Below are 11,663 nucleotides of genomic sequence, written 5' to 3'. Positions count from 1 at the left end.
TTAGGATGGGGCGAGATGACGCGCTATCGAGAGTCGGTCCGTTCCCTGCTCAAGGAGCGGATCCTGGACGCCGCCTACGAGCGGGTCGCAGCCGAGGGCTGGGACCGGCTGAAGATGACCCATGTCGCCACCACCGCGGGCGTGAGCAGGCAGACCCTCTACACCGAGTACGGCTCCAAGGGAGCCATCGGGCAGGCCCTGGTGATGCGCGAGGTGGAGCGCTTCCTCACCGGCATCCAGGACCAACTCCTCGCGCATCCCGATGACATGAAGGCGGCCGTGACCGCCGCCATCGAGTACACGCTGCGCACCGCGGCCGACAATCCGCTCCTCAAGACCATCCTGACCAGCCCCCGCGGCGGCGAGGAGGATCTGCTCGCCCACCTCACCACCCGCTCGGAGCCCCTCCTGGAGACGGCCACCGGCATGCTCACCGCCTACGCGGCGGAGGTCTGGTCCGACATCGACGCGCACGCCCGGGACCTCGCGATCGAGGCCGTCGTACGCCTGACGGTCAGTCATCTGGTCCAGCCGGTCCTGCCCCCCGATCTCACGGCGGAGCGCATCGCCGAGATCACCATGCGGGTCGCCGGACGCTGAGCACCCGGTCGCCCGGGACCCCGGGCGCGGGTGACCGGGGTCATCGGGCGCGGGTGACCGGGGACATCGGGCACGGGTGACCGGGGACATCGGGCACGGGTGACCGGGGACATCGGGCACGGGTGACCGGGGACATCGGGCACGGGCGGCCGCGACACCGAGCACGAGCGACCGAGGACACCGAGCACGGGCGGCCGCGGGCGGAGACCGCGGCCGGCACCGCGCTCGGATCCGGTGCGTGCGGCGACAGCGCCGCGGATGTGCTAGGCGCGGAAGTCCGCGGTGCGCTCGGGTGACGCCTCCGCCAGCGCCTTGGTGACGGCGTCGACGCCGGCCCGCAGACCGTACACCGGGGTGCCGGGCTGCTGGCGCCAGGAGTCGTCGATGCCGCCCGCGTCGACCGTGTCGAAGCCGAGTTCGTCGATCAGGTCCCGCACGCGCCGTTTGGCCGCCTCGTCGTCGCCCGCGACCGGGAGCGCCATGCGCTCGGGATCCCCGGCAGGCCGGGGACGCTCCAGGATGTCCTGGGCGAAGGTGCCGTTGAACGCCTTGATCACGGGATGGCCGATCTGCCGCTCGGTCCAGCGGCTCTCGGTCAGGCCCTCGTCCTCGATCGCCGCGATCCGTCCGTCCCGCTGCCGGGGGTAGTAGTTGCCGGTGTCGATCACCGCGACGTCGTCGGCCGCGCCGTCGAGCAGCCCGGACGGCAGGTCCGGTACCGCCCTGACCGGGATCGTGACCACGACGACCTCGGCGCCGCGGGCCGCCTCCGCCACGGTGACCGGGGTCGCGCCCGTCTCCTCGGCCAGTGCGGTCAGCGTGCGCGGGCCGCGGGAGTTGGCGACGGAGACGTCGTGGCCGAGGGCGGTGAGCCGCCGGGTGAGGTTGCCGCCGATGTTGCCCGCGCCGATGATGCCGATCTTCATGTCCTGACTCGCCTCGCCCTTCCGGGGGTGTGTCCGGCGGAGCCTCGTGGCCCCGTCGCTGGGCAGCACCAACCTCCGGGCGGTGCGGGCTATTCCGGGTCTGCGCCGTACGGGTGACGGCGGCCGCCGGTGCGCTCTACGAGGGCCGCCCGCCGAACTGCCAGTTGTGCACCTCGATGTCGGCGTACCGGTCCGGCGTCAGGACGGCGCGTGCCGTCTCCGGGTCCGGCGCCCGGAGCAACACCGCCGTGCCCAGCCAGGTGGTGCCGTCGTCGGACAGCAGCGGCCCGTGGGCGATCAGCTCGTCCCGGTCGGGCGGCACCGCGAGGTCGGCGGCCTGCCCCGCACCGAGGCCCAGCACCAGATACCGGTTGCCGCCGGTCCGGCCGCCGGGGAAGTCCCACATGGTGCGCCCCAACGTGTTGCGCCACCGTCGCAGCAGCACGTCCCTGTAGGCGCCGGCCTGGTAGTTCGGCTCGTCGAAGGCGAACGCACGGGCCGCGGCGGGATCGGGCAGGTCGACGATGTGCACGCTTCCGGTGGGTGTGTCGCCGTCGTCGGCGAGCGTCGGGCCCCGGGCGATCATCTCCTTCGCGTACCGGTCCATGTAGGACCAATGCTCTTCCAGCAGTTCGTCGCGCAGCGGCAGCGAACCGGGCCGGTCGCGGTGGTAGCAGAGGAACTCCATGCCCCTAGGGTCTCTTCGAGGAGGCGACCAGGTCGAGCGAGTTTCACCGCGACGACCGCTCCGCAGCCTCACGCAGAAGTCAGGTGTCGGTGCCGAAGTATGCAGCGGCAGCATCGATGAAGCGGTCGTGTGCGGCTCGTGCAGTGTCCTGCGCTGCGGTCAGCTCCTCGATGCTCGTGGCGGCATCGACCATGTCGTAGGTGGCGACGACCATCGCCTGTGCGGTGGTGTGGACAGCCGGGTCGGGCACGAGGAGCCGCAGCGCAACCAGGGGGCGGGTGATGGCGGAACGGGTGGCATGAGACCTGGCTCGCAGTTCTTCCAGCTCGACCTCGTCGGCGCCGCGCAGCCGAGCCTCCCCACGCATCCACAGGGCTCGGCGGTGGTCGGAGCCGGCGGAGGCCAGTGTGGTCACCGCGTCGAGCCGGTCGCGGCGCAACTGCTCGGCGGCGGCTGCACGCTCGGCGCGGCCGGCCGCCAGGTGCTGGAAGGTACCGGTGACAACCGATCCGAGGAGCGTCCCGACGACGGCAAGGACTGTGGCGATCATCATGTGCTTTCTCGGTCGGGCGACCGGCCTCGGGGGCGCAGACGGGCAGGGCGCCCCCGACAAGACGGAGTGACGGCGCAGAGCCCACCGCACGCCACAGGGACACCCGGCCGTTCCCGGCACGGGTGTCCCTGTGGCGTCGGGCTCACTTGTTCAGGTAGGTCCAGAACTCGTCGAAGGACAGCACCTTGTCGCCGTTGAGGTCCCTCGTCCTGATGATGGCCTCGGCCACCGCCTCGGTGACGTTCCAGTCGCCCTCCTGGGCCAGGGCGGACTTCAACTCGGCGGCGGTGATGAACCCGTCACCGTCCGCGTCGATCCGCTGGAACTGCTTGCGTGCTTCCTCGATGTCCGCCACCGATCCGCCCCTTTGTGTCGCGTTTCTTCTGTCCTGCTGTCGTACCGACGCAGGTCAGACTAACGGCCCGTGCGCGCCCTCAGTGCGGCGACCACCCAGGCGAACTCCTCCCGGTGGGCGGGCTCGCACCGGCCGTTGACGACGGACAGCAGTTCGCGGTAGCGGGCGACGCGCTCGTCGAAGGCCGTCTCCATGCGCTCCAGCACCGTGCACGGGTCCGCGTCGCCGAGCAGTTCGCGCAGCACCCGGTCCGCCTCGGGCGCCTCCGGCGCGATCCCGCGCTCCCGTGCCGCCCCCACCAGTTCGACGAGGCGTCCGACGAACCACAGGGACGCGCCGGCCGGAACGCCGGGACCCCGGTCGGCCGCGTTGAACTCGGCCGCCTTCCGCATCAGGGACCGGAACCCCGGGTCCTGGAGCATCTCCGCCAGCTCCACCCAGGCATCGACCTGCTCGGGCGTCGGATCCTCGGGCAGGTCCACCGAGGTGCGGCGCATCCGCTCGCGGATGTCGGGGTCCACGGTGTCGAGTCCGTGCAGCATCTCCTCCACGAACTCGTCCACGATCCGCTGCCGCTCGGCGGCCGACAGCCGCGCAAGCCTGTTCATCAGGGTCATCTCCGCTGCGGTCGAACCACGTCGCGCCACGGTCGACAGCACCGCCCGGGTCACTTTCAACGAACGCAATTGCGCGTCCAGCGCGGCCACGTGTCGCGCGGCCACCTCTGCCACCGTCGTCTCGCCGGCCAGCACCCTGCGGACGTCGCCCAGGCCCAGACCCAGTTCACGCAGGGTGCGGATCAGCTCGAGCCGCGCCGCGGACTCCGCGTCGTACAGGCGGTAGCCGCCCGGGGAGCGGGCCACCGGGGGCAGGGCGCCCTCGTCCGACCAGTAGCGGACGGTGCGCACGGTGAGTCCGGTGGCGCGGGCCAGTTCGCCGATGGTGAAGAGACCGGTGCCGTCGTCGATCATGTCTGCGAGTGTGGGCCTTCCAGTGGGTGGAGGCTCAAGCCTGAGGAGACGACCGACTCATGTCCGACAGTCTGCGGGACATCCTGGACGCGGCGGCCCGTGGACTGTTCCTTCCGGCGGACGGCGCCACCACCGTCGTACGGCAGCACTCGCCGCGCGACGCCGGGGTCATCGCCTTCACGGCGCACTCCGTGGTCTTCACGGACGAGGACCCGCGGTGGGTGCGCGACACGCTGGGCTCCGTCGGCTGCGACGCGCTCGCCGCCACGATGAATCCGCGGTTCCTGGAGGCGTTCATGCGGCGGACGGGGCGGACGCACGACACCATCGACCTGCTCGCCGTGGCCGCGCCGCTGCCGGGGGACCCCCCGCTGGCGCTGACCGCGGCCGACGATCCCGGCCACGACCGGGTCGCCCGGGCGCGCCGGCGTCGGGACGCGGTGCGTGTGTGGGCGGCGGACGGCGGTGTGCTGGTGCTGGGGCGGGGCGTCGCCGGGCGGCTGGAGGTCGCCGTGGAGGTGGACGAGGCGGCCCGGCACCGGGGGCTGGGCCGGGCGCTCGCGTCGGCGGCGCGGCACCTGGCCGGCGAGCCGGTCTGGGCCCAGGTGGCCCCGGGCAACGCCCGCAGCCTGCGGGCGTTCCTGGCGGCGGGTTATGTGCCGGTGGGATCCGAGGCGCTGTTCGTCGCGCCGTAGGCACCGGCGGCCCGCCGGCCGCGGCCGGTGACGCGGCCCTCGGTGTCCGCCGCGGTCGCGGTGCGGGCGGGCCCGGTCAGCGGAAGACGCCCGTGTGTCCCAGCGAGTAGCGGCCCGGCTGCGGGTAGACCGCGAGTCCGTGCGGCCCGCTGCCCACCCTGATGCGGGCGAGCTGCTCACCCGTCCGTGTGTCGATCGCGTACACCTCGGAGTGGTAGCGGCCGGACAGCCACAGGACCCTGCCGTCGGCCGAGACGCCGCCCATGTCGGGGCTTCCGCCGTCCGGCAGGCGCCACTTCCGGGTCAGCCGGTCGTGTGCGAAGTCGAAGACGGAGATGGTTCCCTCACCCCGGTTGGAGATGTACATCTCGCGGGAGTCGCGGCTGACGTAGAGGCCGTGGGCCCCCTTGCCGGTGGCGAGGAAGGACGGCGTGCCGAACCGGGCGCCGTCCAGCACCCACAGGCCGCCCGCCACCATGTCGGCGATGTAGAAGCGGCTGCCGTCGGGTGAGACCTTCACGTCCTGCGGCATGGCGCCGTGGAGCGGCAGCCGCTGCCGGCCGATCACCTTCATCCTCGCGGTGTCGACCTTCAGCAGTTCGCCGCTGAACTCGCAGGACACGATGAAGTAGCGGCCGTCGAGCGAGAAGTCGGCGTGGTTGACGCCGTAGCAGCCGACCGGAACGGCCTTCACCACCTTCATCGTGTGCGCGTCGCGGAAGACCAGCTGCCGGTCCTTGGAGGCCATCACGACCGCGTGTCTGCCGTCCGGCGTGAAGTAGAGGTTGTACGGGTCGTGGACGGCGACCGGCGCGCCCGCCTCGCCGGTCCTCGGGTCGATGGGGGTGAGGGAGTTGCCCAGGTCGTTGTTGACCCAGAGCGTCCTGAGGTCCCAGGAGGGCACGACGTGCTGGGGCTGGTGGCCGACCGGGATGGTGTCGATGACCTCGTACGTCTCCGGGTCGATGACCGACACCGTGTCGGAGTTGGTGTTGGGGACGTACACGCGCGAGGGGACGTCCTTGACCACCGGGGAGAGCAGGCCCGGCCGGTCGGCCGCGTAGACGTCCTTCGGGTCGAGCAGGGGCGGCATGCCCGGCAGGGCCTGGACGGCCCGCTGCTTCGGTTCGGCGCGGCCCGCGGGCGTCCGGGAGGGGAGGGTCCGGTCCTGGTGCGGGGAGCCGCCGGTGCAGCCGGCCAGCACGGCGAGGGCGGCGCCGGCGGCGAGTACACGCGCGAGGGTCGTGGGGTGCATCAGCTCAGCAGCTCCGTGGTGGTCACCGCGGCCAGGCCGCGGCGGTCGAGTTCGTGGAGGAGGGCGGGGAGGGCGGTGCGCGTGTCCGCGTACCCGAGATGCAGGCTCACCACCGATCCGTTGCGCACCTCGCCGATGACCTTGCGGGTGACGGCCGCGGCGCCCGGCGAGGTGTGGTCGAGCGAGTCGACGTCGTACGACAGGACGTGCGGGTAGCCGGCGTCGCGGGCCAGCCGTTCGACGAGCGGCGTGGCGCCCGGGGCGCGGGAGGGCCGGAACCAGGTGCCGATGGACCCGGTCAGCCGCCGCAGCCGGCGGGCGCATCCCTGGATCTCGGCGCGGGCGTCGGTCTCGGACAGGGTGTTGATGCCGAGGTGGCGCAGGGTGTGGTTGCCGAGGTCGTGGCCGCCGTCGAGGATGCGGCGGGCGACGTCGGGGTGTTCGTCGAGCCAGGTGCCGACCGCGAGCACGGTGATCTTGGCGCCCGCCCTCTCGGCCGTGTCGAGGATCGAGGTGGCGAGGGCGGGGTCGCCCTGGCCGTGGAAGGTGAGGGCCACCCGGGGGCGGTCGCGCGGGCCGTGGGTGATCTGGGCGGGCTGCCCGGGGAAGGCGCGGGGCGCGGCGGCGGGGCGCGAGCCGGCGGAGGCGCGCGGGGCCGGGGTGGGGCGGGCCGGGTGCGACGGGTGCACGGTGGCGCCGGGGGAGCAGGCGGTGGCGAGGGCACCGGCGAGCCCTGCGCCCGTGCGCAGTGCCGAGCGGCGGTCGGGCGCCGTCGGCGCGGTGCCTGCCGCGGGGCCGGGCGGGGCCGAGGGGATGGAAGGGAGGGAGAAGGCGGAGGGGATCGAGGGGATCGAGGAAACGGAGGGGGCGGAGGGGACGGAGGGGACGAAGGGGACGGGCGTGATCACTCTTCCCATTTAAGGGTGAAGTGGTGTGAATTTCAGCGATTGGGTCACCGGTGGGCCGCGGGTCGCGTCGAGCCGGCCCTCCGTACGTGCACGGCGCCGCACCGGGGGTTCCGCGGCCGAGCCGGTCAGCGGTCGGCGACCCGCATCTCGAACCAGGTCGTCTTGCCGCGTGGGAGCAGGTCGACGCCCCAGCGGTCGGCGAGCCGGTCGACGAGGAAGAGGCCGCGGCCGCTCACGTCCAGCTCCTGCGCCGGGATCAGACAGGGCAGCCCGCGGGAGGGGTCGCGCACCTCGATACGGGCCCAGCCACGGCGCCGCCGCATGCGCAGCCCGAAGGCTCGGGCGCCGGTGTGCCGCACGGCGTTGCCGACGAGTTCGGAGACCAGCAGGACCGCGTCCTCGGCCACCTTCGGGGAGAGTCCCCAGTGGCGCAGGATCACGACCTGGGCGAGCCGGCGCGCGGTGGCCGCCGACTCCGGGAGGGACGGCAGGAGGACCTCCGCCTCGGCAGGATTGCCGAACAACTCCAGTGCTCTGAGTGCTCGTTCGTCCTCGATCGCCGGCGACCAGCGTGCCGCAGTGGCACCCCCGTGCCGCCGCGGCTGTTCGACACCCTCCAGCCCCGCCATGCCCCCATCATGGCCGTCCGCCGGGCCGCCCGGAGGCATTACCCGGGAGTAGCCATCCCGGAGCCATGCATTCCGATCCTTCCGATCGGCATATGACATATGCAATCCGGATGCCTCCGCACCCCAACTGGCCTGCGAGAACAGGCCAGTTGGAGGCAACTTCTCGGGCGCGCTCGACGCGACCGGCCCAGGGTCCCCAAGGCTCCGGCGAACCGCCCCTTCGAGGGACACCGGGTTGGACACCGCGTCAACTGGGAGCGGAACGACGCGAATCCGGTGACGGAATCCTGCGGCCTCAGACGAACTTGGCCTTGCCCGGCCCCTCCTCCACGAAGCTGCGCATCCCGCGCTCGCGGTCCTCCGTCGCGAACAGGCCCGCGAACCAGTTCCGTTCCACGGTCAGGCCCGTGTCGATGTCCGTCTCCAGGCCCGTGTCGATGGACTCCTTGGCGGCGCGCAGCGCGATCGCGGGACCCTGCGCCAGCCTCGCGGCCCAGGTGTGCGCCTCGGTGTACACCTCCTCGGCCGGCACCACCCGGTCGACCAGGCCCAGCGTCAGCGCCTCGTCCGCCTTCACCATCCGGCCCGTGAAGATCAGGTCCTTGGCCTTGGACGGGCCGACCAGGCGTGCCAGCCGCTGGGTGCCTCCGGCGCCCGGGATCAGGCCGAGCAGGATCTCCGGCTGCCCCAGCTTGGCGTTCTCGGCGGCGATGCGGTAGTCCGCGCACAGCGCCAGCTCGCAGCCGCCGCCCAGGGCGTAGCCGGTGATGGCGGCGACGACCGGCTTGGGGATGCGGGCGACGGCGGTGAAGGAGTCCTGCAGGGCGCGGGAGCGCAGGACCATCGCGGTGTGGTCCATGCCCTGCATCTCCTTGATGTCCGCGCCCGCCGCGAACACCTTCTCCCCTCCATGGATCACCACGGCGCGCACGTCGTCGCGGCGCGTGATCTCCTCCGCGAGTTCCTTGAGCCGGTCCTGCGTGGCGACGTCCAGCGCGTTCATGGGCGGGCGGTCCAGCCGGAGGGTGCCCACACCCTCGGCGACTTCGAGATGCACAGTCATGCAGGAAGGTTAACGGGCACTAACGGCATCGGGCCCGGTGTGCTCGCTCACAGCGGCGCACCGGGCCCGGAGGCGGGGGTCGGTCGCTACTTGATCCACTCGGCCCAGGGCATGTTCCAGCCGTTCAGCCCGTTGTCGGGGGCGACCGTCCGGTCGTGGGAGTTCTTCACGACGACGACGTCACCGATCATCGAGCTGTTGAAGAACCAGGCGGCCGGCACCGACTTGTCGTAGCCGCCGCGCACATCGCGCAGGCCGACGCAGCCGTGGCTGGCGTTGTAGTTGCCGAACGCGCCGCCGCCCCAGTAGTTGCCGTGGATGAAGGTGCCGGAGTCGGTCAGGCGCTGGGCGTGCGGCACGTCCTTGATGTCGTACTCGCCGCCGTAGCCGACGGTCTCACCGTTCATCCGGGTCACCACGAGGCGCTCGCTGATGACCATCTGGCCGTTCCAGGTCTCGTAGCCCGGCTTGCCGGTGGTGATCGGGAGGGTCTTGACGACCTTGCCGTCGCGCCTGACGACCATCTTGTGGGTCTTGGCGTCCACGGTGGAGACCTGGCTGCGGCCGATGGTGAAGCTCACCGTCCTCGCCTGCTTGCCGTAGACGCCGGGCCTGCCCTCGACTCCGTCGAGGTTGAGGTTCACGGTGACCTTGGTCCCGGCCTTCCAGTAGGTCTCGGGCCGGAAGTCGAGACGGTCGTTGCCGAACCAGTGGCCGCGGACCTCGACGGCCGGCTCGGTCTTGACGGTGATGGCCTTCTCCACGTCCTCCGGGTGGGTGATGCCCCGGGTGAAACGGATCGAGAACGGCATGCCGACCCCGACCGTGGAGCCGTTCTCCGGTGTGTAGAGGCCGACGAAGGTGTTCTTCGGGGTGAGCGTGGTGAAGGAGGACTCCTCGGCGGACGTGAGACCCGCCGGGTCCTTGGCCACCGCGTGGACCTTGTAGGTGGTGGACGCGGCCAGATGGGTCGAGGGGGTCCAGGTGGCGCCCGAGCCGGATATCGTCCCGGGGACCCCGCGGCCCTTGGCGTCCTTCACCGTGATCTCGGTCAGCTTGCCCTTTGCGGCGCTCACCTTCAGGGCGCCGCTGGTCTCCACGGCCTTGGCGCCGTCCTTCGGGGCTATGGTGACCACGGCCTGCGACTGCTTGGTGCCGGTCTTGCCGGACGCCCCGCCCTTGCCGGCACCGGACCCCGTGCCGGACCCCGCCCCTCCCCCGCCGCACGCGGTGGTGGTGAGGAGAAGGGCACCGAGTATCAGTGCCGGCAGTCCCCTGCGTCCCCGCATCCGCGCGCCAACCGACGCCCCCGATATCGGTCGCCCGTTCACGTTCCCGTCTCCCCTCGCACGGCCTGATGAGGCCCGCACTTCAACGCGACCCACGCGCGCATTGCGCCAATTAATCACACCCCCCGGCCCGATGACTCCCCGCGATTGTCACTGTTCAGTCCCAAAGTGGGACGGCGTGGAGGAGCATCGGGCGGCTCCGGGCGCACACCCGGTGTGCCCCTCGCGTCCCACCGTGCCGCGCGTGCCGCCCGTGCCCTCGCGTCCCACCGTGCCGCACGTGCCGCCCGTGCCGTTGCGTGCCGCCCGTACCCCCCGTGCCGTCCATACCCCCCGTGCCGTCCGTGCGTTGCCTGCCGTTCGTGCCGGGCTACGGGATCGCGCCGCCCGCCTTCCACCGGCTCCAGCTCATGTTCCAGCCTCCGAGCCCGTTGTCGGGCGCGACCTTCTTGTCGTCGCTCCCGACGACCTCGATCACGTCGCCGACGAGGCTGCGGTCGTAGAACCAGCCCGCGGGGGTGTCCGAGCCGCCGCCCCTGACGTCCTTGAGGCCCACGCAGCCGTGGCTGACGTTGACGTGCCCGGGGGCGTCGGGGGCCCAGTAGTTGCCGTGCAGGAAGGTGCCGGAGTCGGTCAGGCGGAGGGCGTGCGGGACGTCGGGGATGTCGTACTCGCCGCCGAAGCCGACCGTGCGGCTGTCCATGCGGGTGACCTTCAGCATCTCCATCACCACCATCCTCCCGTTGTACGTGGTGGTCTCCGGGGCGCCCGCCGTGATCGGCACGGTGGCGATCAGCGTGCCGTCGCGACGGACCTTCATGGTGTGGGCGCCCGCGTCGACGAGCGAGACCTGGCTGCGGCCGATGGTGAACGAGACGGTCTTGTACTGGAGTCCGTACACCCCGGGCGCGCCTTCCACGTCGCGCAGCCGCAACGCGACGGTGACCTCGGTGCCGGGCTTCCAGTACTCCTCGGGCCGGAAGTCGAGGCGGTCGTTGCCGAACCAGTGCGGGCGGACCTCGACGGCCGGGCGCGCGGTGACCCGGATCGCGCGCTCGACGGCGGCCCGGTTCTCGATCGCCCGGTTGAACTGCAGGGAGACGATCATGCCGGTGCCCACGGTCGAGCGGTCCTCCGGGGTGAGATACCCGATGAACCGCCGGTCGGGCACGAACGTGGTGAAGACCGCGTGCCGGGCCGAGCGCCGGCCCTGGACGTCGAGGGCCACCGCGTCGACCGTGTACTTGGCGGCGAGGGCCAGCCGGGGGTCGTCGGGCTCCCAGAGCAGGCCGTCGGCGGAGACGTGCCCGGGCACGGGGGAGTCCTGCGCGTCCAGGGACCTCGTGACGGTCACCGACTCCAGGCGGCCGCTCGGCACCCGCACCCGCAGCCGCCGGCCGGAGGGCACGGCCCTGCTGCCGTCGTCCGGGGTGACGCTGATGAAGTCCTCGGGCGCGGGCGCCTTGCCGAGCACGTCGTCGAGTCCGTGGGAGGTGCAGCCGGACAGGAGGCCCGCCCAGGTCAGTGCGGCGGCCAGTGCGGCCGCTGCGCGCCGCGCGCGCATCTGTACGTGCATCACGACCATCCCAACGACCCGGCCCCTGCTGGGGAAACGTGAGTGCGAGCCACGCCGTGGGCAGAACAGTGGGGAGGACGACACGACGGGGAGCCGCGCCGTCGAGCCGCAGGGCGCGCTCGGGCACCCCGGAGGCGGGCGGGCCACGAAGGAGC

General features: G+C 72.2%; 13 protein-coding genes. 2 read left to right on the top strand and 11 right to left on the bottom strand.

Going from position 1 to position 11,663, the window contains the following annotated elements; all coding sequences use genetic code 11:
* Nucleotides 1-15: 15 nt before the first annotated feature.
* A complete protein-coding gene (locus ACFYMU_RS14060; RefSeq protein ID WP_388372456.1) occupies nt 16-600 on the top strand; it encodes a TetR family transcriptional regulator in 585 nt (194 codons plus the stop codon).
* A 263-nt stretch (nt 601-863) separates the two neighbouring features.
* Here the strand turns inward: ACFYMU_RS14060 and ACFYMU_RS14055 are convergent, their stop codons facing one another.
* From ACFYMU_RS14055 to ACFYMU_RS14035, 5 genes are all read right to left on the bottom strand, one after another.
* A complete protein-coding gene (locus tag ACFYMU_RS14055) occupies nt 864-1,595 on the bottom strand; it encodes an NADPH-dependent F420 reductase (RefSeq protein ID WP_388372908.1) in 732 nt (243 codons plus the stop codon).
* Between the two features lie 67 nt (nt 1,596-1,662).
* A complete protein-coding gene (locus tag ACFYMU_RS14050; protein ID WP_388372454.1) occupies nt 1,663-2,214 on the bottom strand; it encodes a YciI family protein in 552 nt (183 codons plus the stop codon).
* A 79-nt stretch (nt 2,215-2,293) separates the two neighbouring features.
* Nucleotides 2,294-2,764, bottom strand: coding sequence for a hypothetical protein (locus ACFYMU_RS14045; protein WP_388372906.1), 471 nt, complete (start codon nt 2,762-2,764; stop codon nt 2,294-2,296).
* 145 nt (nt 2,765-2,909) lie between these two features.
* Nucleotides 2,910-3,122: an EF-hand domain-containing protein gene (locus tag ACFYMU_RS14040; protein ID WP_388372453.1), complete on the bottom strand. Its 213-nt coding sequence runs from the start codon at nt 3,120-3,122 to the stop codon at nt 2,910-2,912.
* Between the two features lie 59 nt (nt 3,123-3,181).
* Complete coding sequence (locus ACFYMU_RS14035; protein WP_388372451.1) at nt 3,182-4,093, bottom strand: MerR family transcriptional regulator; 912 nt, start codon at nt 4,091-4,093, stop codon at nt 3,182-3,184.
* A gap of 59 nt (nt 4,094-4,152) precedes the next feature.
* Between ACFYMU_RS14035 and ACFYMU_RS14030 the strand changes: the two genes are divergently transcribed.
* Nucleotides 4,153-4,788, top strand: a complete 636-nt coding sequence (locus ACFYMU_RS14030; RefSeq protein WP_388372449.1) for a GNAT family N-acetyltransferase — start codon at nt 4,153-4,155, stop codon at nt 4,786-4,788.
* Between the two features lie 76 nt (nt 4,789-4,864).
* On the opposite strand, the gene ACFYMU_RS14025 is transcribed toward ACFYMU_RS14030, so the two are convergent.
* The 6 genes from ACFYMU_RS14025 to ACFYMU_RS14000 form a co-directional block, all read right to left on the bottom strand.
* The gene (locus tag ACFYMU_RS14025; protein WP_388372447.1) at nt 4,865-6,043 is read right to left on the bottom strand and encodes a hypothetical protein; all 1,179 of its coding nucleotides are present in this window, start codon (nt 6,041-6,043) and stop codon (nt 4,865-4,867) included.
* A complete protein-coding gene (locus tag ACFYMU_RS14020; protein ID WP_388372904.1) occupies nt 6,043-6,858 on the bottom strand; it encodes a polysaccharide deacetylase family protein in 816 nt (271 codons plus the stop codon). Before ACFYMU_RS14020 ends, ACFYMU_RS14025 begins: the two co-directional genes overlap by 1 nt.
* Nucleotides 6,859-7,076: 218 nt before the next feature.
* Entirely contained in the window at nt 7,077-7,679 is a 603-nt protein-coding gene (locus ACFYMU_RS14015; RefSeq protein ID WP_388372445.1) for an ATP-binding protein, read from the bottom strand.
* A 196-nt stretch (nt 7,680-7,875) separates the two neighbouring features.
* On the bottom strand, nt 7,876-8,643 hold the full coding sequence (locus ACFYMU_RS14010) for an enoyl-CoA hydratase/isomerase family protein (protein ID WP_388372443.1): 768 nt from the start codon (nt 8,641-8,643) through the stop codon (nt 7,876-7,878).
* A gap of 86 nt (nt 8,644-8,729) precedes the next feature.
* The gene (locus ACFYMU_RS14005; RefSeq protein WP_388372441.1) at nt 8,730-9,974 is read right to left on the bottom strand and encodes an Ig-like domain-containing protein; all 1,245 of its coding nucleotides are present in this window, start codon (nt 9,972-9,974) and stop codon (nt 8,730-8,732) included.
* 328 nt (nt 9,975-10,302) lie between these two features.
* Nucleotides 10,303-11,508, bottom strand: a complete 1,206-nt coding sequence (locus ACFYMU_RS14000; RefSeq protein WP_388372440.1) for an Ig-like domain-containing protein — start codon at nt 11,506-11,508, stop codon at nt 10,303-10,305.
* Nucleotides 11,509-11,663: the final 155 nt, after the last annotated feature.

It is taken from the genome of Streptomyces sp. NPDC007264 (assembly GCF_042869095.1).
In the GTDB taxonomy this organism is placed as follows: Bacteria; Actinomycetota; Actinomycetes; order Streptomycetales; family Streptomycetaceae; genus Streptomyces.
Note: the sequence above shows the minus strand (reverse complement) of the source record. Positions and strands in the feature narration are given on the sequence as shown.

Coding starts and splice junctions, on each gene's coding strand:
- ACFYMU_RS14035 (WP_388372451.1), bottom strand. CDS start 4,093: ATGATCGACGACGGCACCGGTCTCTTCACCATCGGCGAACTGGCCCGC.
- ACFYMU_RS14060 (WP_388372456.1), top strand. CDS start 16: ATGACGCGCTATCGAGAGTCGGTCCGTTCCCTGCTCAAGGAGCGGATC.
- ACFYMU_RS14050 (WP_388372454.1), bottom strand. CDS start 2,214: ATGGAGTTCCTCTGCTACCACCGCGACCGGCCCGGTTCGCTGCCGCTG.
- ACFYMU_RS14025 (WP_388372447.1), bottom strand. CDS start 6,043: ATGCACCCCACGACCCTCGCGCGTGTACTCGCCGCCGGCGCCGCCCTC.
- ACFYMU_RS14030 (WP_388372449.1), top strand. CDS start 4,153: ATGTCCGACAGTCTGCGGGACATCCTGGACGCGGCGGCCCGTGGACTG.
- ACFYMU_RS14045 (WP_388372906.1), bottom strand. CDS start 2,764: ATGATCGCCACAGTCCTTGCCGTCGTCGGGACGCTCCTCGGATCGGTT.
- ACFYMU_RS14015 (WP_388372445.1), bottom strand. CDS start 7,679: ATGTCATATGCCGATCGGAAGGATCGGAATGCATGGCTCCGGGATGGC.
- ACFYMU_RS14000 (WP_388372440.1), bottom strand. CDS start 11,508: ATGCACGTACAGATGCGCGCGCGGCGCGCAGCGGCCGCACTGGCCGCC.
- ACFYMU_RS14010 (WP_388372443.1), bottom strand. CDS start 8,643: ATGACTGTGCATCTCGAAGTCGCCGAGGGTGTGGGCACCCTCCGGCTG.